Source organism: Streptomyces sp. NPDC043896, from assembly GCF_056435605.1.
This window is the reverse complement of record NZ_JBWKEE010000015.1, coordinates 19,449-37,774: the sequence shown is the minus strand read 5'-3', so window position 1 is coordinate 37,774 and position 18,326 is coordinate 19,449. Positions and strand designations below refer to the sequence as shown.

The following is an 18,326-nucleotide window of genomic DNA, read 5'->3' as shown; positions in this document are numbered from 1 at the left end:
CAGCAAGCTCCCCAGCCCTCGTACAACCAGCGCACTACCAGACACCCGACGTGACAAGACCGTCTAACAAAGCCCTACAAGCGGCCGACCGAACGCGTCCCGGAGCGTACCGTCCTGCCTCAGCCGGTGCCGTCCTGTACCGGATAGTGGATGATGACCGCACCGCCGGTGGCGTAGTTGGCGACATCGGCTGCCAGCCGCTCGCCGTGCGGCGACGTCAGCGCCGCGTCCATGGCGGCGACGTCGGCGAAGTCGGCTTCGAAGACCGCGAAATACGCCGCTTCTCCCTCGGTCGCCGCCACGTCGAAGCTGTAGCGCCATGCAAGCGGGCCGGGCCAATTCTTGACCAGCGGAAGGTGGTTGGTCACGTAATAGTCGCGAAAGTGGTGGTGGATGCTAGTGTTTCGAATAACGAAACACAAGGAGAGTAAGGGCCATGCCGACACCGCGCCCAGGCACACCGGTTCGCGGATCGACTACCGGCCGTCCCCTCATGGCCGCGCTGGACCTGTTCGGCCGTCGGTGGGCGCTGCGAATTCTCTGGGAACTGCGTGCGGGTCCGCTCGGCGCCCGCGCGCTGCTGGCACGGTGCGAAGGGCTGTCATCCAGCGTCCTCTACCAGCGGCTCCGCGAACTCGCATCGAGCGGGATCATCGCCCCCTCGGCCGATGGCTACGAGCTGACTCGGCTGGGGACAGCCCTCCGTGAAGCCCTCGGTCCACTCGACGAATGGGCGATCACCTGGGCGCAGGCACAAGAACACACCGATCAGGAGCCCACGGAGACGTGAAGATCACGCCCGACCAGGCGGAGCGGTGATCCGACGGACGCCGACTCGGGACACGGGCTTGCTTGCGTGCTGAACCGCCGGATCCCGCCCTCGAACTGCGGCCGCAACCGCGACGGGCAGGGGCCGTACTCGCCAATCGGCAGGTACGGAGCGACGTCGAAACGCACCCCGGCGCGATGGGTCCGGCAGGGGGAGGTGACTGCGTCCGGCCACCAGGCGAGTGAAGGTGACGCCTGCGGCGGCGTGTGCCGGGCGGTACCGGAATGCACCGTGCGAGGGTGCTCGGGCCTCTGCCAGCCTCACCCACCAGGAGTGCCCCAGGTGCTCGAACGCAAACAGCTCAAGGGCCGCACCCAGGTCACCTTCGTACTTCCCGCCGACAACCCGGACGGTCCGGTCAGTGTCGTCGGGGACTTCAACCACTGGAACCCCGCCGCGCACCCGCTGCGGGTCCGGGGCGACGGCATGCGTGCGGCCACGGTCGTCCTGCCCGCGCACAGCGGCCACTCCTTCCGCTACCTGGCGGCCGGCGACTACTGGTTCGACGACGACCAGGCCGACGGCCACGACGGCGCCAACAGCCGCGTCAACACCTGACCACGAGCACCCGCATGGACGCGATCGTGCTGCTGCGCGAAGTCCACAAGACGGTCGAGAAGCCGTTCGCGCGCTCCGAGAAGACCTCCGACGACGACACGGCCGAACGCCGCCGGATCGCCGACGAGGTGATCGAGGAGGTCACCGTCCACGCCTGGATCGGGAAGAAGTTCTTCGACCCGGCCGCCCGTGAGGCCGCCCGCGAGGCCGCACCGGACACGACGGACCACATCCTGGAGAGCGGCGAGGAGCAGCGAGGAACAGCACGCGGCGGTGTGGATGCTGCCGGAGATCAAGGAAATGGGCCCGGGCGTCGAGCGGTGCAAGGCGAAGACGAGCGTGCTCATGGAGCAGGTCCGCCACCACGTCGAGGAGGAGGAACAGCACTGGTTCCCCGAGGTCCGCAAGGGGATGGGCCGCAACCGGCTCACAGAACCGGGCGACGAGCCGGAGGCAGGGATGAAGCAGGCACCGCGCGATCCGCCGGCCGTCCCCGGCGCAGATTCGCAGTGACCCGGTCGCGGCCTTGGCGGGCCGGAGCCGGCAGCCCCTGGTGGGCGCTGTTCCTGGCGGCCGCGGTGGCGCTCGGAGCGACGGGGTGCGCAGGCCCGGGGCCGCGGCAGGAAGCCGCGGCCGCGGCGGCAGCCGCTTTCGAAGCCGCCGCGGCGGCCGGCGGTCACGTCCGGGCCTGCGAGCTGCTGGCTCCGAAAACACGTCAGCAGCTGGAGCAGGACGAGCGGAAGGCCTGCCCCGCCGCATTCGCGTCGCAGGAGCTGCCCAGGACACGCGGGATCCAGGAAACCGAGGCGTACGGGCGGCAGGCGATGGTGCGGATGGCAGGCGACACCTTGTTCCTGTCGCTGTTCACCACCGGCTGGAAGGTGGTGGCCGCCGGCTGCACACCGCGTCCGGGTCGGCCCTACAGCTGTCTGATCAAGGGGGCGTGAAGCGTGCGGATCCTGTTCGTCACGACCCTGGTGGTCATCCTCGGAGGGCTGGGCTACTTCATCACCATCGGGGTGCTCCAGCGATGACCGACGGCCGCGAACCGCGCAGAGGGTTCTGGCGGGAGAACAGCCTGACCCTCGCCTTCGGCATCGCCTTCCTGGTGGTGCTCGTCTGCCAGGCGATCGCCGGGCACGCCGACTTCAACGAGCAGATGACGGTCGAAGGCCTCCAGCCGCTCAGCTTCGGCGAGTACGTGACGTCCTCGGACTTCGCCGTGGACGTCACCGAGAACTGGCAGTCGGAGTTCCTGCAGTTCTTCCTCTACGTCTTCGGCACCGTCTACCTCGTCCAGCGCGGTTCTCCGGAGTCAAAGAAGGTCCACAAGACCGGCATCGAAAGCGAGCAGGAGCAGCGCATGGGCGACCACGCCCGCTCCGACTCGCCCCGCTGGGCGGGCACCAAGGACTGGCGCCAGACCCTCTACGCCCGCTCCCTGGGCGCCGTCATGGGCACCCTGTTCATCCTGTCCTTGCTGGCCCAGTCCATCACCGGCGCCGCCGCCTACAACGACCAGCAGCTCCGCCGGCTCGAGGACCCCGTCAGCTGGGCCGGGTACATCGCCACCCCCGACTTCTGGAACCGGACCCTGCAGAACTGGCAGTCCGAACTCCTCGCCGTCGCCGCCATGGTCGTCCTCTCCATCTACCTCCGCCAGCGCGGCTCCCCCGAATCCAAACCGGTCGGCGCCGCCCACACCACCACCGGCATCGAAGGCTGACCAGCCCCGCCGGCGCAATCCTCGAACATCTGAGGCCTGGCATCGGGTTCCAGGCTCTGCCGTCCGCACGCAGGCTGCCAAGGACACGGTCACGGCCGTGCTGACACCCGGCTCGCGAGTGATCGCAGATGATCTGTCAGCTGGACGGCTGACCCGCCGCGTTGCGTGCGTTCCGGTTTCTCTGATCGGTGCGGCGCCGCCTGGGCCGGCAGGCTCGGCGAGACAGCCGGCGCGGGCAGCGTCCTCCGCGTGGAAGAGGATGACGGTACGGACCGCGAGGCGGACGCCGAGTTGGCCGTCGCCGTGCATGCCGCGCACCACGCCCGCACAGATCGGGCCGGGGCTGAGCGGGCGCTGATCACGCCTGGCGGCTATCGACGGTCGTTCTCCCTGATGGCTGCTTCCACCAGGACGCGTGCGGCCCAGGTGATGGTTTCTTCTTCGGCCTGGGGGTCGAGGCCGCGTACGTCGCGCAGGGCGATCTGGGCTTCCCAGCCGACGACGATGGTCAGGGCGGAGATCAGGCGCTCGAACGCCTCCTCGCCCAGGGTTGCGCGCAGGGGTTCGCAGGCCTGTTCCAGCCACATGATCCGGCGTTGGGTGCGGCGGGGGCCGGTCGGTTCGTCGCCGTCGGTCGCGGGAGGGTCGACGGTCAGGCGTATCAGCCTCCTGCCCAGGGGGAGTGACTCCGGTGAGTACTTCAGCAAGGTGCGGATCAGCGTGTCGACCCGGCCGGCGGCGTCGTCGGCCAGTGCGGGGTCAGAGAGAGCCGCTTCGACCGGCGGCTCGTTGAAGAGGTCGCCGAGCTTGCCCTCAAGGTGACCGTGATCGAGCCCGCCGGCTTCGCCACCAGGTCCGGCGAGAACCCCGACCCCCTCGCCAACGGCCACATGGCACAGCCCAACCCGGTTTACGACGGGCTGCGTCGAAGCCTCGCCGCCGTCATGAGCAAGCAGCCCGCCGGCGACCCGTCGGCCGCCGCCCAGGCACTCCTCAAGATCGTCGACTCCGGCAACCCGCCTCTGCGGGTGCTCTTCGGACAGGGCTTCCACCCTCTGCTCCAGCAGGTCTACGCCGACCGGCTCAAGACCTGGGACGACTGGCAGGACCTCTCGGCAGAAGCGCACGGCGGCCCGGCCGCCGCAACCCGCTGACCCCGGCCGGGCCCCATGGCCGGCCGGTCCAGGACATCTCCAGCCTCACGCCTGACGGCCCATCGCCCATACAGACCGTCACATCCGATGATCATGCGGCGACTGGATGCCGCTCTCGTCAAACCCGGAGGAAGAACACCATGACCGAGAACATCGACGTCGTCGTGATCGGCGGCGGATACGCCGGCGTCATGGCTGCCAACCGCCTCACGCAGCACCCCGGCATCACCGTGACGCTGATCAACCCCCGCCCGGACTTCGTCCACCGGATCCGCCTCCACCAGCTGGTCGGCGGGACCGACACCGCCGTTGTCGACTACGCGGACGTCCTGGCCGAAGGCGTCCGGCTGAGAACCGATACCGCAACCCGGATCGACGCGGCCAACCGAACCGTGACCGTGGCCTCCGGCGCCACGATCGGTTACGACCACCTGATCTACGCGGTGGGCAGCGGCAGCGCCGACCCCAGCGTGCCCGGAGCGGCAGAGTTCGCCTACCCGATCTCCCTCTGGAAGAGGCACAGCGGTTGCGCCCGGTCCTCGACGCCGCGCCCGCCGCCGCCCGGGTCACCGTGGTCGGCGCCGGCCCAACCGGCATCGAGACCGCCGCCGAGCTGGCGGAGGCCGGCCGCAGCGTGACCCTGGTCTGCGGCGGCGTACTCGGCCCGTACCTCCACACCCGTGGCCGGCGCTCCGTCGGCGGACGTCTGGCCAAGCTCGGTGTGACGGTCATCGACGGAGCCGACACCAAGGTGACGGCCGTGACCGGCAACGCCGTACGCCTCGCCGACGGCCGCGAACTGCCCAGCGAGGTCACCATCTGGACCGCCGGCTTCGGCGTGCCCGACCTGGCAACCCGCAGCGGCCTGAGCACCGACGCCCTGGGCCGCCTGCTCACCGACGAGACCCTCACCAGCGTGGACGACGTACGCATCATCGCGGCGGGAGACTCGCCGGCGCCCTCGGGGCTGCCCCTGCGGATGAGCTGCCAGGCCGCGATGCCGCTGGGCGCGCGAGCCGCGGACACGGTTCTCAGCCGCATCGCCGGCGCGCAGCCCGAGAGGCTCAACCAGGCGTTCGGCGCCCAGTACATCAGCCTGGGCCGACACGACGGCATCTTCCAGTTCGCCAACCGCTTCGACGTCGCGGTGCGGTTCAACATCGACGGCGGGCCCGGCGCGAAGCTCAAGGAGTTCGTGTGCAAGGGCGTCGTCAAGCACCTGGCCGACGAAGCGCACAAGCCCGGCGGGTACCGGCTGCACCTCATGTCACGGCGCGGCACCCGCCAGGAACTGCTCCAGACCGCGCGAACCGCGACACCGGGAACACCCGAAAGGGCGGCTTAGACACGCGCGATCCCGGACCCAGACCGCCGGCCCGGCCCCGGCGTGGCGACATGGATGATCGGGCTATCCCTGTCGGTGGCCCCCGCCGCCAAGGGATCGCCCGGTACGCAGCTGGCGCCGTGCGCAGCACTGTGGCCCGCTGCCCCCGTCGCCCCCGTCGGCCAGCGGTATTCGTGACGAGGCCGGCTGGCCCGTACCGGCTTGGTCCCGCCGGCGGATGCCAGTACGGGCGGTATTGGTCGCGGGCGGAGGCGGTGCGGGCGGGCGCACGAGGCCGATCCGCCCGCCATGCGGGACATACACGCCGACAGGCCACGGAGGTGCGCACCGCGGCCGCTCGGCGCTCCGCCTCGGAGACGCCGGGCACCGCAGCGTCGACGGCGTAGCGCTGGGCGCTGCGTCCGGCTACTGGTCCTCGCACCGCGGGCAGTCCTCAACGGAGCCGCGCACAGCGAACGCGGACTTGAGGTTGTTCCTGTTTGGCGGACAGGTTCTCTGTGTTGGTCAGGCTGCGGTCCGTTTCGTACGGGGGCTGGGCTTTGGTAGCCGAGGCTGCTGTGAGGCGGAGCTCCGCGCGTGCCGCAGCCGAGTTCGCACGGGAGTCTGCCGCCGCGGCGGATTCTGCGGGCAAGGCCGTCAGAGCTGCTGGTGAGGCGTCAAGCGCGGTCAAGGGCGCGGCGGCAAACGCCGATGCCGCCGCGGCCGCCGCCGAGGAGGCGAACGGCTACGCCGACCAGGCGGGCGTCCACTCGGGCGAGGCTCGTCAGGCCGCGGGTGAGTACGTCGCCACGCCAACGCCGCGCGAGCCGCTGCCGACCGCTCGTCCTCGTTGGCAAGCCGCTCGGCCAGCGCGGCCTACAGTGCGAAGCACTCCGCGAACTCCGCGGCCGCGCAAGCCGAGAACGCCGCGGACTTCGCGGAGGGAGCCGCCCGTCAGGCCGGCAACGCCGCCACGTACGCGGACCGGGCCAAGAAGAACGCCGAGGCCGCCAAGACCGCGGCGCAGGCAGCAACGGCCGCGGTGAAGAAGGCCCGGGAGGTCCTTGATCTCGCCAACGAGGACGAAGCTGCCGACCTGGCCACTCGCACTGAGGCTGCCATCGAGCGGGCCCGCTCGGCAAAGTCCGCCACGGACCAGGTCATCTCCGCCTCAGCCGCCTCCCAGGCCGACGCCCTGGAACTGCAGGACACAGCCACCCTCCTCGCCCAGGAAGTGGGCAGGCCCGACGTCGACGTCGTCTCCACGGCCAGGAAGGGCCGCGAGCCGGCGATGCAGGCGATGAAGCTCCTGAGCCCCTGGCACCAGGAGGCCGCCGCCCGCGCGCTCGCCGGCACCGACCAGGACGTCCTGGACTACCTGCGCACTCGCTGGAAGGAAGCCGAGCAGCAGGACGTACGCCAGCGCGTCCTGCACATCAGCACGCAGAGCCCCTATGCCGGGGTACGTGCCGCAGCGGTCGAGGCGCTCAGGGGGCTCTGGGGTCTGAGGCATCCAATACTTGATTCCGCCGTATGCGGCCACATTCCCTGACGGCGTATCCGACTTTAGGCGGATGCCACCAACGTCAGGCAGGTTGATCTGAGCCTTCGAGCGCAGGAACTTCCTGTTCTCTATTACTGCCTCGATGCCGTTGGCGGCGAGTTTGCCGACGACCCTCGTCGCCTGCGGCGAGGAGCGTTTCGATCTGGTTCTTGTGGTGGTCTGCGAGGCCGTCCTTGCGCTGGGCCATGTACTGGCCGGTGGCGACGAACTCGTGCAGTTGGTTGGGCGTCCGACCGTGGCGATCTTGGCGGCGGCCCGCACCTCGTCCCCGCCCGCGGTGGCGAGCTGGGCGGCGATGACCCTCCCGTCATCAAGGCGTTGCGTGTATTGGTTGATCTGGAGGAAAGTCGCAAGGGCCTTGCCAGTGCCGTCGGCGAGGGCGGCCTTGGCACCCTCCTTGACACCAGGTCCGCCGGTGTTGGTCAGCCGGGCGACCTCGACCCTCATGTCGTCGGCACCGGCGCTGTACTGGCCGGTGGTGCAGGAGCCTTGGATCTGGCTCGGGCGCCTGCAGAAACTGATCAATTCGGTCGGCGGAAAGAGCAATTGCATGGTCTGCGCGATCGAATCAGACAGCGTACTTGCGGGAAGAGGGTGGAAAGCCGCACCAGACATCACGCCCAGCATCACCAGTCCATCGAGAAAGTTCTCGGCAAGCGCTTCCGACAGCGAGAGAGCTTTGCCGGCATCGTGCGGTCGGTTGGTCGATCGATCGGGCTGGTCGCGGCGCGCAAGGTATAGTCTTTGGGCAGCGAAAGAAAACACAGGCCAACCCTGAAGGAGTCGGCCATTTCTTCAACGTGATCAACAGGAATGGCCAAGTGATGCTTATTGATTCCCAGTCAGGTCCGTCGCGGAATGTTATACTATATGACGCCTACATGTTCATGAGGGTTGAAAATGGACACAACCGAGGTCAAAGAAATGGCTCAGGCGTTCATCGGGAATGGCTTCATCGTTACTGCCGTTCAGGTGCGCGGAGAGAATTTCTACGTCAGCTATCGCCCCACCCTGGGGGATTCATGGGGACTTGGGGGAAACATGCCTATCGAAGTGAATCCCGCATCCGGAGAATGTCGCTACGTCAGCATCGACGAAGTATTCGAAATGGACTTGTAGGGCCACATTCGCGTCCGCGCAGTACCGGTGTCGACGGGTGGTTGGGGGAGGTGGGCGGCTGGCTTGGCCGAGGTCTTCGAATGCGAGGGTGGTTGAACCCGTCACGAGGCCGGGCCCGGCACCCAAGGGGTGCCGGGCCCGGCCTCGTGATGCGGGGATGCGATCAGGCGGGTCGGCCGCCGAAGGGGGCGCCGGTTCCGTAGTAGGTACCCAGCTCCTCCCGGTAGCCGGCGTCACCGAGGTGCTTGTCCCGGTGGAATTCGGGGGCGTTCTTGATTTGTTCCTTGGAGCGGTCGACGAAGACCTTCTTGTCCTCAGGGTCGACCTTGACGACGGTGCTCGCCGGCAGGAGGACCTCCTTGCCGAAGATCCATACGCCCGTGTCGACCACCAGGTAGGCGTCACCGACTTCGTCGGAGTGCTTGTCGACCTTGCCGATACTGCCGTCGGTCGCCTCGACCTTGTAGCCGGTCAGATCGGTACCGGCCAGGTGGCCCGACGTCGACTTGTAACTCCACACATGTTCAGTCACGCGAAAACAACTCCTCGGTCAATAGAGGACGGCGGGAAAGCGCTTCCCGCCGATCTTTCTTGTTTCGTACGTTGTACTTGGCGGATGTATTGCGTTCCGCCCGGACGCTCGCATGCCCCGCTTTCACCGCTGCACACACCCGGGTCGAAACAAAAATGCGGGACCGGGTCGGCCGTCGGCCTTTGGAGGCGAGCAGGTCCCCGCTGTGTCACGGCGACCGCCTTGGCTGCTTTTTCGCGTGCCCCCGATGTCCGCAGCCAGTCGTTCCGGGTTCACGACGGTGTGCGGACAACGACATGGTGGTGGCCGGGCGGCCTCGCCCAAGTGGTGCCGGCACCACCACGCAGTGTGTCTGACCTGCGGTACTGCTGGCCGGCTACCAGCGGTACCAGCGGCCGCTACCACCCTTGGGCCGGGCGACGAAACCGATCAGCCAAAGAATCAGGACTGCGATAGCCACCCACCAGAGAATCTTCACCGCGAAACCCGCGCCGAAGAGGAGAAGGACCAGCAGAAGAACGAGAAGCAGGGGAACCATAGGTATCAACCTCCGAAGCAGCATGTGCCCGAGCACACAGGGGACATGCATTCGATTCTTCTTCGTCTTCTTGTCCTATGGCTGGACAGGGGATTCGGCCCGCATGATGCGATGGTGCGAAGGATCCGTGTCGTGGCCGAAGCATCCCGGGGTACTTTCTTGTGCCACTTGGCCCCACCCTCCGACCGGTGGAGCGTCCCACGGGCAGAACGTCGGTTGCGGACAGCAACCACGAGCTGGATCCGGCGCACCACGGTCCGGACGGTTTCGACGAGAAGACGGTGCGCACTCTGGGTGAGTTGTCGAAGGCGCTGGAAACCACGGAGCGGGCCCGTGGACACCTCTACGGGTTCCACCAGCTGACCGGGACCGCGGACTTCGAGCTCGGCGACGCGGTGCGGCTCCTGCGCGAGGCGGGGCACGAGGAGCAGGCCGATCGGGTGGAGCGTGAAATCGTGGGCCGCAAGTCATCCCGGGCCACTGGACGTTTCAGATCGTCGAGGCATACAACTCCACCTACGACCAGCCCTTCGCCGCAGTGGAACGGTAAGTCGTCGAGGAGGTGGGCGGGGGCGGGACCACCTCCTGGAGGTCCGCCTCAAAACGATCCGCCGAACTCCCCACCACCCTGACCACACGGCAGCGCCCCCCTCGTGACCGCCGGTCCGCCTCGGCTTGTGGCGTGCTGTGTGCTCCGACAGCCTGTCGCCGAGCGGCCGCGGAGCCGCACTGGCAGTGACGCGGTGTAGCAGGTTGTGGGAGCCGAGTGGACCAGCCCGACTCGTGCCTGCTCGGGCGGCGGGTGCGCCCAGTCCTTCCAGTCGTTGCACGGGGCGTCGGGATCCGAGGCGGGGCACCGTCGGCAACCTGCTGGCCTTTGGGAGCGGGACCGAGTAGGACGCGCAGAGCGGCGGCATGGTCGAGGGCAGGGCAGGGCAGAGCAGGTGCTGGGCATCTGACGGTGCGATCCACAGGCGGCGACACGCGCAGCGCAGGTGTGGCAGAAGAGCTGCGGCTCACGGGACGGGCCAAGGCCGCCACGGTGGCATCGGGTACGACGAGTTCGGCGCCGGTCGCGCAGAACGCATCCGTCGACGTCTCTTCGCCGATCCAGTCCGAACCGGGCCGGACTTCCGGACGGCCGCTCCCTGGACCAGGCACCCGGCGCTCCAGCACGCGCCGGTGGTAGTGGGCCAGCGGTCTCTCGGCTGCCGCAACCCTCCTCACACCGTCCGTCGACCCTTCCTGTGTACGCGCCTACCCGGCTTCGCCTCCATCACCCGCCGCGCGGCCCCCGTCTCACGGTCCGGGGAGCCTCTGTCGAACGGGCCGGGCGTGGGCCGCTTGGAACGTCCGGTAAGGGGCAGGCGCGCGGATATCAGGCCGCCGGCCCGGTGGCCGAGGAATCTCGGGAGACACCGTGACCACCGCACGCGAGATCATGACCCCCGACGCCACCTGCATCGGTGCTGAGGACAGCATCCTGGACGCGGCGAAGAAGATGACCGAGCTCGGGGTGGGTGCGCTGCCGATCTGTGGCAGCGACCAGCGCCTGAGGGGCATGCTCACCGACCGCGACATCGTCGTGAAGGTCCTCGGCGCCGGCAAGAACCCCGCCACATGCACCGCCGGCGAGTTCGCCCAGGGCGAGGCGGTCACCATCGGCGCCGACGACGACACCGCCGAGATCCTGCGCACCATGACCGAGCACAAGGTCCGGCGCCTGCCCGTGATCGACGGCCACACCTTGGTCGGCATCGTCGCCCAGGCCGACGTCGCCCGCTCCCTGCCCGACCCGCAGGTCGGCGAACTCCTCGAAGCCCTCTCCAACTGACAGCGCGGGAGGCATGGGCTGGCCGTGAGTGGACAGCCGCCGCATAGCGGCTGTGAATCCGCGCTTCGGCAACTGGAAGATCCGCGGGCCCAGCGAAGACCGTGGGCCGGAAGGCAAGGCGAGTGTCATGACGAAGGAACCGAGGTCCCACCCCAAGCACGGTGAGGGTGCCAGTCCGTACAAGGGGACCGCGCAGCACGGCTGGTCTCCCGATGTGGACGCGACTCACACGCAGGACAACCCGAGCGCGCGGCGCTCGTTCCACCCGGACGAGCACGCTCCGCAGAGGGGTGCCGGACGCCGCGTCTCCAAGGAGGAGGCCGGCAACCCGCACGGGCGGCCCGTGGACAGCTCGGGCCGCCGCGGCGAGCGGCAGGCCAAGGCCGGGGGCGGTGACGAGGGTATGCACGACACCGGCCCCAAGGGGCGCAGCCGGCGTCCCAGCGGGACCAGGGACGCGAGCGCTGTCACCGGCGTCGACCCGAAGGACCCCTCCCACGGCGGCAAGGCGCACTGAGCCCTGCAGGGCCTGCGCGAGGCGGCGGAACACGCATACCTGACCGAGGAGGCGAGGTGCGATGAGAGCCGTGACCTGGCAGAGCCGCCGCAAGATCGAGGTGGTGACCGTCCCGGACCCGCGGATCGTCGATCCCACCGACGCCGTGATCGAAGTGACGACGACGGGCCTGTGCGGATCGGACCTGCACCTGTACGAGGTGCTCGGCCCGTTCCTGGACGCGGGGGACGTCCTCGGCCACGAGCCGATGGGAGTCGTCGCCGAGGTGGGGCCCGGGGCACGGGAACTGAAGGCCGGAGACCGGGTCGTCGTCCCGTTCAACGTGTCCTGCGGCAGGTGCTTCATGTGCGAGCGGGGCCTGCACTCGCAGTGCGAGACGACCCAGGTCCGCGAGCACGGCAGCGGCGCGAGCCTCTTCGGGTACACGAAGCTCTACGGTCAGGTGCCCGGCGGACAGGCCGAGTACCTGCGCGTCCCCTTCGCGGACACCCTCCCCATCCGGGTTCCCGAAGAGCCGCCGGACGAACTCGTACGCCGCGGCGGCACCGTCTCCCTCTCCGGCGTCTACGGCGGAGCCGCCGATCCGCTGCCGCTGCTCACCTTGTCCGACAAGCAGATCCAGCTGCGCATGGGCCAGGCCAACGTCCGCCGGTGGGTCGACGACCTGCTGCCCCTGCTGACCGACGCAGACCCCCTCGGCGTCGAGGGCTTCGCCACCCACCACCTGCCCCTGGACGACGCCCCACAGGCGTACGAGGACTTCCAGAAGAAGCGGGACAACATGGTGAAGGTCCTCTTCCACCCCTGACCGCTGAGTGGTCCGGGCGCCTCACCGCCCCTTGCCCCGTGGCGCCGGCTGGAGGTGATGCGGAGAACGCACACATCGTCCCGGCGTTCGCCCGGGGCTGCCAGGGCGGTCACCAGATCGCTGAGGCCGGTCCCAGCCGAGGGTGGCGGTGACCGCGCGGACCAGACGGGCCAGGCTGTCGCCGAGGTCCTCGCCAGGCCTTCGGTCAGGCCGTCCGTGTAGAGGAGCAACTCATCGCCCCAACCCAGAGCGGGAGTGGCTTCGGCGTATCGGGCGTCGTGGGTGGCGCCCAGGAAAACGCCTTCCGGTAGGTCCAGGTAGCGGGCTCGGCCGTCGTGAACGAGCAGGGGCGGCAGATGGCCGGCCCGCGCCCAGGTCAGGGTGCGGGTGCCGGGCTGGTAGCGGGCCAGGATCACGGTGGCCGTACCTGCTGTGACGCTGTCGTCGGAGTGCAGGAGCAGGAAGCCGCCCTTGGCCTGCTCGATCACCGCCGAGGCTGAGACGGTGTCCTGCACGCGGGAGACCTCAGCGTTCAGCCGGGCCACGGCCTTCGCCATCGTCCTCCGCAGCTCATCACCTGTCGCGGGCCCCTGCGGTTCGTCCGTCACATAAGGAGCAGGGCGCGATTCCCCCGTCGAAAGCAGTACCCCTGGTCGGGACATCCCCCAGTACCAAGTGAGGGCGTGAGAACACCGTTTCCGCACCATTGCGGTGGGCAGGCGGGCAAGCATGGATCAGTCGAGGACACCCGTACTGGACGCATTGGCCACCTACCACGCATCGGGCCAGACGCCGTTCACTCCGCCCGGACACAAGCAGGGACGGGGTGCGGACCCCCGTGTGCGCGCCGTTCTCGGCGACGGGGTGTTCCGTTCGGACATTCTGGCCACCAGCGGCCTGGACGACCGTACTTCCTCCCAAGGGATTGTCGAGGAAGCCCAGGCACTCATGGCCGACGCCGTCGGCGCCGAGCACGCCTTCTTCTCCACCTGCGGCAGTTCGCTGTCCGTCAAGTCCGCCATGCTTTCTGTTGCGGGGCCGCACGAGGAGCTGCTGGTGGGACGGGACGCCCACAAGTCGGTGATCTCCGGGTTGGTCCTGTCCGGCATCCGCCCCGTCTGGGTCGATCCGCAGTGGGACGCCGAACGGCACCTGGCCCACCCTCCATCCGCCGAGGCGTTCGAAGAGGCTCTGGCCCGCCACCCAGGCGCACGCGGCGCGCTGGTCACCACCCCCACGCCCTACGGCACCTGCTCGGACCTCGCGGCCATCGCCGAGGTCTGCCACCGCCGCGGCGTCCCCCTCATCGTCGACGAGGCGTGGGGGGCCCACCTGCCCTTCCACCCCGACCTGCCGACCTGGGCGATGGACGCCGGCGCCGACGTCTGCGTCACCTCGGTCCACAAGATGGGCTCCGGAATCGAACAGAGCTCGGTCTTCCACCTCCAGGGCAACCTGGTGGCACCCGAAGTCCTCAAAAGCCGCGAGGACCTGCTGGGGACCACCAGCCCCTCCGTTCTCGTCTACGCGGCCCTCGACGGCTGGCGACGACAGATGGTCGAACACGGCAAAGCCCTCTACGACGACGCGCTCGCCCTCGCAGGCCAGGTCCGCGACCGGATCTCTCACATCGAGGGCCTCCACGTCCACGACCGCATCGACTTCTGCGGCCCCGGAAAAGCCACCGACCTCGACCCCCTCCAGATCATCATCGACATCAGCGCCTTGCAGGTCACGGGATACCGAGCCGCCGACTGGCTGCGCAGGCACCACCGCATCAACCTCCACATATCCGACCACCGCCGCATCAGCGCCCAGCTCACCCACGCCGACGACGACCACACAGCCGACACCCTGCTCACCGCACTCGCCGATTTCGCCGCCCGCGCCCCTCAACTGCGCACCGAACAGCCCGTGCAGGTCCCCTCGCCCGCCGAACTCCGGCTGGAGCAGGCGGCACTGCCCAGGGACGCCTTCTTCGGGCCTACCGAGCAAGTCCCTTGGGAACGGGCCGAAGGGCGAATCGCCGCCGAGATGCTCACTCCCTACCCGCCCGGCATCCCAGCCGCCCTACCCGGTGAACGACTGACCGCGGACGTCCTGAACTACCTCCGTACCGGCGTCGAGAGCGGCATGGTCGTGCCAGATGCCGTCGACACCCACGCGACCAGTGTCAGGGTCCTGCGCGAGGAAGGCTGATACGGCCTGCCCACGTGCAGCGGATCTGGTGGATCACTGACGCTTCCAGGGTGCTGCACCTGTGCGAGGGCGGCGAGCTGGTCGGCGGTGAGTTCGTCGCATCGGCTCTGAGTGTTCGCGACCCATACGCCCAGCTTCACGATCACCGGCTCCGCTTCGCCCTCGACCGTGATCTCCTCGCCGTGGGCGCGGGGTACTGGCCGGTGGGCGCCTTCCCGTTCCACCCACTGGGCGAGGGCTGCCAGGCCGCGCTGGGATGTCTGCCGCGCCTTGCTCGGGCCCTTCGCCGTACGGCTGGCCGCGACCGGGCAGCTGGCCGTCGGCGTCGACCCGGCTCGCCAGGACGGGCTGGTGCCTGCACCAGTCCAGTGCCCAGGGGCAGTTCCAGTCCTTGTCGATCGCGGCGAGCTGCGCGCCTCGGGTCGCTGCGGTGTCCCCGTCCTCCCGAGCCCGTCTTCTGGCGCCCTTGCGCCGGAGTTGGTCATGTACTGGCCGGACGGACACCATGGCGCCGTCCTCGCCCCACACCGCGTCCTGCCGGGGTGCGGCGCCAGGTGCTCGGTAGCGCGCCGGTAGGACCTCAGCACGGCGAGCCTGGCCTCCCACGCCTCCTCGCCGGCTTCCCAGATCATCCCGGCCTCCGGCGCGTCCAGCAGGGTCTCGCGCCGCGCCTCGAGCTCCCCGGTGCGCAGGGCCCTGTGCTGCTGGTGCACACCCACCGCCCCAGCGGGAACGCCTTGGTGACGCCGGCCTCGACGTCGCAAGGGACGGCATGAAGTCCGACGATCTCGTTCCCGGCCCGCCACCGGATCAGGGACGGGTAGCCCTCCAGCCACACCAGCGACTCCGGCCGGTAGAGGCGGGTGCGCAGAAACGTGGCGATCGTGGCGGCGTCACGCGGCGGGCTGGAGAAGTGCAGCAGCGCCGACGCTGCGGCCGCGCCGGTGTCGTCCTCCTGGTCCTCGCCTTCCCGCTGGCCCCTGGCCGCGGCCGCCCGCAGAAGAGAGCCGTGCACGCCTCCCGTCCAGGCCTGGGCGGCCCAGTGCCGACCCACCCGCGACCGTACGGCCTCACCAGCCGCGACGACGCCACGCCCCGGCAGCCAGCCCACAGACGAATGGGGACGGCCGGAGCGAACACCACACCGGGCGTCTCCCGTCCTTCCACCCCGGGGCTGGTCGCGGTCAGGCGCCGATGCCGTGCTGGAGGGCGGGAGCCGCCGTGAAGGCGTTCGTGGGGTCGGTGGCTTCCAGGAGAAGCGGCGGACGCGAGGGCAGCGGCCCGCCCGGCACCAGGTCCCGGCCGGCCGCGGCCTCGGCGCGAGTACGTGTACCAGGGCCACGCCGACGAAGGTGACACCGGCGCAGTCCACCACCGTCCGCGCCGACATTGATTTTGGGTACCCCTAACTCTTTGCTTAGGGGTACCCTAACTTTCATGATCGAGACTTCGCCTGCCGTAGACGCGATCCGCTCCGTGATCGCCGATCTTGCAGCCATTCCAGACCCAACCGACCGCGCCCGCGCAGTCGGCACTGTCCTTGACGCCGTCCCCGATCTCCAGGCCGAACTGCGCGCGACACGGCAAGACGCCGTCGTCGAGCTCCGTGCCACCAAGTCCCTGGCCGAGGTGGCCAACGCCCTCGGCATTTCCATGCCGCGGGTCTCTCAGATCGCTTCCGGCGTCAGCCGGACCGCGAAGAAGTAGCAAGGCCCCGCGGGCCCCGGGGTAAGCGGATGGCATCCGCCGGCCGAGCGCCACGAAGCGAACGCGCTGTGCCGGGGACGGCGCGGGTGCCAGGTACGCGCGGTACCCGGGGTGGCCCGGCAGGTCGGGCAGGAGACGGGGGCGCCAGGCGCGGGCCCACCGGGGCGGTGCGGAGTTGCCCGACACGAGCACCGCCGTCGGCCGCGTACGCGCCAGGGAGACGAGCTCGCGCGCGGTGATGCTGCCGTCGTGGCCGCCGTACACCTGACGGGCGGCGCAGCCGGTGGCGAAGGCGGCACGGACCGCCTCGGTGCCGCTGAGGGTGCACGGCGGGCGTACGCCCAGACGGCGCAGTTCGCCGGCGACTGCGGTGAACGCCGCCCGGTCGGCGCGGCTGCGGGCGGCCGCGCCGCCGGCGATGAGGCACTGCAGGGCCAGATGGGCCACCAGGATGGCGCACAGCCCGCTCAGGGCCAGCGGGCGGCTCCGGCATGCGGCGAACAGCCGGTCCAGACACAGCGCGACGGGGATCGCGAGCAGGGCGTACGAGGGCAGCAGGAAGCGGGGAGCCGCGTAGCCGATCATCAGGAGGTAGGGCACGGCGAGGAAGAGCGCGACCGCGGCGGGCAGGGCGACGGGCTTCCCCATGCCACCGCGGTATGCGGCGAGGAGACCGCCCGCGGCCAGCGGGGGCAGGGCGAACCACCACAGGCCCGTGACGGGCCGCGACCACGGCACGTCGCAGGGACGGCACAGGGTCCGCCCGCCGAGTGCGCGCAGCTGGTCGGCGAAGGCCGGGTTCCAGCCCAGGCCGCCCTGGATCTCGCTCGCTCTGCGGAGCCTGGGCAGGAGACCGCCGTAGCGGAGGTGGGCCTCCACGACCCACTCCGCGCCGCCCACCACGAGCCCGGCCACCAGCGCCGCCACGAGGACGACCCGCCGACGGGGGACCGCCAACGCGGCGCAGAGCAGGGGCAGGACCATCCACACCGCGTCACCGGGACGCATGAGCGCGACGAACGCCACCCCCGCGGCGGCACCCGCCCCCGCGGCGGCACCCACCCCCGCGGGGCGGTCCCCGGGATCGCGTGCGGCCTTCAGGAAACACCCGACGGTGAAGAGTGCGCCGAGGGCCACCCAGAGATTGGGCATGGCCTGGGGACCGTAGAAGAGGGTGATCCACAGCCCCGCGAACACGCCGCCCGCCAGAGCGAGCACGCGGGTGGGCAGCAGTCCCCGCCACACCCACAGCGCGAGCAGCAACCCCGCCGCCGACAGCAAGGCCAGGTAGACCCGCAGCGCCACTACGGAGGAAGTGAGCGCGGTGACCGGGGCCACCAGGTAGGTGACGCCGCGGGCGCGCGGGGCACTGAAGAACGCGGCCGGGGCCTGGGCGGACACCTGGCTGACGTACACCGTCTCGTCCCACCCCAGCCCGGTGCCCGGTACGACGAGGAGGAGCTGGACGACGCCGTATGCGGCGGCGACCGAGCCCAGGCGGACCAGGTCGCCCGGACGGCCGAGGACCGCGACGGTGCCGGTCCGGGCGGTCGGGGGACCCGGCACCGTGATGGCCTTCTGCGGCATCGCCGTCGTACCTCCGATGCGAAAGGGCTGGGTGCATCACCCTGCCCGGCACAGGCCGACCGCGCATCTTCATGCGTTCCGTCGACCGGATCCCTCGCCCGCAGGGCCAGCGGGCGAGGGTGACCAGGTGCCGGAGGGCGGTGCGCACCGCGCGGGAGGCCGAGGCGCACGCCCCGCACTGCCGGGTCATCTGCACCGCGTACGAGATGAAGCGGCTCGGCCGCGACGCCGCCGAACTCACCGCTACCCCGAGCAGATCCCGGAGGAGGGGTCCCGATGGCGTTGCCCGCACAATGTGGCCGGTTTCGCCCGGTGGGCCGCAGCCGCGAT

The 18,326-nt window shown here is 69.8% G+C and carries 19 protein-coding genes and 5 pseudogenes; 15 read left to right on the top strand and 9 right to left on the bottom strand.

What is annotated here, in order from left to right; all coding sequences use genetic code 11:
* Positions 1–119 precede the first annotated feature (119 nt).
* Positions 120–446, bottom strand: coding sequence for an EthD family reductase (locus AC069X_RS22215; protein WP_478730773.1), 327 nt, complete (start codon positions 444–446; stop codon positions 120–122).
* 47 nt (positions 447–493) lie between these two features.
* Between AC069X_RS22215 and AC069X_RS22210 the strand changes: the two genes are divergently transcribed.
* Both AC069X_RS22210 and AC069X_RS22205 read left to right on the top strand, forming a co-directional pair.
* Complete coding sequence (locus tag AC069X_RS22210; protein ID WP_478730579.1) at positions 494–790, top strand: winged helix-turn-helix transcriptional regulator; 297 nt, start codon at positions 494–496, stop codon at positions 788–790.
* Positions 791–1,111: 321 nt separating this feature from the next.
* Positions 1,112–1,387, top strand: coding sequence for an isoamylase early set domain-containing protein (locus AC069X_RS22205; protein ID WP_478730577.1), 276 nt, complete (start codon positions 1,112–1,114; stop codon positions 1,385–1,387).
* On the opposite strand, the gene AC069X_RS22200 is transcribed toward AC069X_RS22205, so the two are convergent.
* The gene (locus AC069X_RS22200) at positions 1,324–1,734 is read right to left on the bottom strand and encodes a hypothetical protein (RefSeq protein WP_478730575.1); all 411 of its coding nucleotides are present in this window, start codon (positions 1,732–1,734) and stop codon (positions 1,324–1,326) included. The genes AC069X_RS22205 and AC069X_RS22200 overlap by 64 nt on opposite strands.
* Between AC069X_RS22200 and AC069X_RS22195 the strand changes: the two genes are divergently transcribed.
* The 3 genes from AC069X_RS22195 to AC069X_RS22185 all read left to right on the top strand — a co-directional run bounded on the left by AC069X_RS22195 (position 1,727) and on the right by AC069X_RS22185 (position 3,113).
* On the top strand, positions 1,727–1,900 hold the full coding sequence (locus tag AC069X_RS22195) for a hypothetical protein (protein WP_478730573.1): 174 nt from the start codon (positions 1,727–1,729) through the stop codon (positions 1,898–1,900). The genes AC069X_RS22200 and AC069X_RS22195 overlap by 8 nt on opposite strands.
* 65 nt (positions 1,901–1,965) lie before the next feature.
* Complete coding sequence (locus AC069X_RS22190; protein WP_478730571.1) at positions 1,966–2,334, top strand: hypothetical protein; 369 nt, start codon at positions 1,966–1,968, stop codon at positions 2,332–2,334.
* 83 nt (positions 2,335–2,417) lie between these two features.
* Entirely contained in the window at positions 2,418–3,113 is a 696-nt protein-coding gene (locus AC069X_RS22185; protein ID WP_478730569.1) for a DUF6766 family protein, read from the top strand.
* Between the two features lie 371 nt (positions 3,114–3,484).
* Here the strand turns inward: AC069X_RS22185 and AC069X_RS22180 are convergent, their stop codons facing one another.
* The gene (locus AC069X_RS22180; RefSeq protein ID WP_478730567.1) at positions 3,485–4,003 is read right to left on the bottom strand and encodes a hypothetical protein; all 519 of its coding nucleotides are present in this window, start codon (positions 4,001–4,003) and stop codon (positions 3,485–3,487) included.
* Between AC069X_RS22180 and AC069X_RS22175 the strand changes: the two genes are divergently transcribed.
* From AC069X_RS22175 to AC069X_RS22165, 3 genes and pseudogenes are all read left to right on the top strand, one after another.
* Entirely contained in the window at positions 4,004–4,267 is a 264-nt protein-coding gene (locus AC069X_RS22175; protein WP_478730565.1) for a hypothetical protein, read from the top strand.
* A gap of 140 nt (positions 4,268–4,407) precedes the next feature.
* A pseudogene (locus AC069X_RS22170) lies at positions 4,408–5,612 on the top strand (NAD(P)/FAD-dependent oxidoreductase).
* An 829-nt stretch (positions 5,613–6,441) separates the two neighbouring features.
* Entirely contained in the window at positions 6,442–7,143 is a 702-nt protein-coding gene (locus AC069X_RS22165) for an ALF repeat-containing protein (RefSeq protein WP_478730563.1), read from the top strand.
* 390 nt (positions 7,144–7,533) lie between these two features.
* Here AC069X_RS22165 and AC069X_RS22160 read toward each other — a convergent pair.
* Positions 7,534–7,602, bottom strand: a pseudogene (locus AC069X_RS22160) (ALF repeat-containing protein); the annotation flags it as partial.
* Positions 7,603–7,736: 134 nt separating this feature from the next.
* On the opposite strand from AC069X_RS22160, the pseudogene AC069X_RS22155 reads away from it, so the two are divergent.
* Together AC069X_RS22155 and AC069X_RS22150 are read left to right on the top strand one after the other, a co-directional pair.
* Positions 7,737–7,943, top strand: a pseudogene (locus tag AC069X_RS22155) (hypothetical protein); the annotation flags it as partial.
* A gap of 112 nt (positions 7,944–8,055) precedes the next feature.
* On the top strand, positions 8,056–8,274 hold the full coding sequence (locus AC069X_RS22150; RefSeq protein WP_478730789.1) for a hypothetical protein: 219 nt from the start codon (positions 8,056–8,058) through the stop codon (positions 8,272–8,274).
* Between the two features lie 163 nt (positions 8,275–8,437).
* On the opposite strand, the gene AC069X_RS22145 is transcribed toward AC069X_RS22150, so the two are convergent.
* Together AC069X_RS22145 and AC069X_RS22140 are read right to left on the bottom strand one after the other, a co-directional pair.
* On the bottom strand, positions 8,438–8,806 hold the full coding sequence (locus AC069X_RS22145) for a PRC-barrel domain-containing protein (protein WP_478730561.1): 369 nt from the start codon (positions 8,804–8,806) through the stop codon (positions 8,438–8,440).
* Positions 8,807–9,182: 376 nt separating this feature from the next.
* Positions 9,183–9,368 (bottom strand): hydrophobic protein, encoded by a 186-nt coding sequence (locus AC069X_RS22140; protein ID WP_478730559.1) that lies wholly within the window; start codon positions 9,366–9,368, stop codon positions 9,183–9,185.
* A gap of 212 nt (positions 9,369–9,580) precedes the next feature.
* Here AC069X_RS22140 and AC069X_RS22135 point away from each other — a divergent pair.
* From AC069X_RS22135 to AC069X_RS22120, 4 genes and pseudogenes are all read left to right on the top strand, one after another.
* Positions 9,581–10,001: pseudogene (locus AC069X_RS22135) on the top strand (hypothetical protein).
* 763 nt (positions 10,002–10,764) lie between these two features.
* A complete protein-coding gene (locus AC069X_RS22130) occupies positions 10,765–11,178 on the top strand; it encodes a CBS domain-containing protein (RefSeq protein ID WP_478730557.1) in 414 nt (137 codons plus the stop codon).
* Positions 11,179–11,305: 127 nt separating this feature from the next.
* A complete protein-coding gene (locus AC069X_RS22125; RefSeq protein WP_478730555.1) occupies positions 11,306–11,695 on the top strand; it encodes a hypothetical protein in 390 nt (129 codons plus the stop codon).
* A 61-nt stretch (positions 11,696–11,756) separates the two neighbouring features.
* The gene (locus tag AC069X_RS22120) at positions 11,757–12,503 is read left to right on the top strand and encodes an alcohol dehydrogenase catalytic domain-containing protein (RefSeq protein WP_478730553.1); all 747 of its coding nucleotides are present in this window, start codon (positions 11,757–11,759) and stop codon (positions 12,501–12,503) included.
* Positions 12,504–12,571: 68 nt separating this feature from the next.
* On the opposite strand, the pseudogene AC069X_RS22115 reads toward AC069X_RS22120, so the two are convergent.
* Positions 12,572–13,060, bottom strand: a pseudogene (locus tag AC069X_RS22115) (PP2C family protein-serine/threonine phosphatase); the annotation flags it as partial.
* Positions 13,061–13,232: 172 nt separating this feature from the next.
* Between AC069X_RS22115 and AC069X_RS22110 the strand changes: the two are divergent.
* Positions 13,233–14,702, top strand: coding sequence for an aminotransferase class I/II-fold pyridoxal phosphate-dependent enzyme (locus AC069X_RS22110; protein WP_478730551.1), 1,470 nt, complete (start codon positions 13,233–13,235; stop codon positions 14,700–14,702).
* A 628-nt stretch (positions 14,703–15,330) separates the two neighbouring features.
* Here the strand turns inward: AC069X_RS22110 and AC069X_RS22105 are convergent.
* Positions 15,331–15,717, bottom strand: a complete 387-nt coding sequence (locus tag AC069X_RS22105; protein ID WP_478730549.1) for a hypothetical protein — start codon at positions 15,715–15,717, stop codon at positions 15,331–15,333.
* Positions 15,718–16,130: 413 nt separating this feature from the next.
* Positions 16,131–17,996, bottom strand: coding sequence for a hypothetical protein (locus AC069X_RS22100; RefSeq protein WP_478730547.1), 1,866 nt, complete (start codon positions 17,994–17,996; stop codon positions 16,131–16,133).
* Positions 17,997–18,326: the final 330 nt, after the last annotated feature.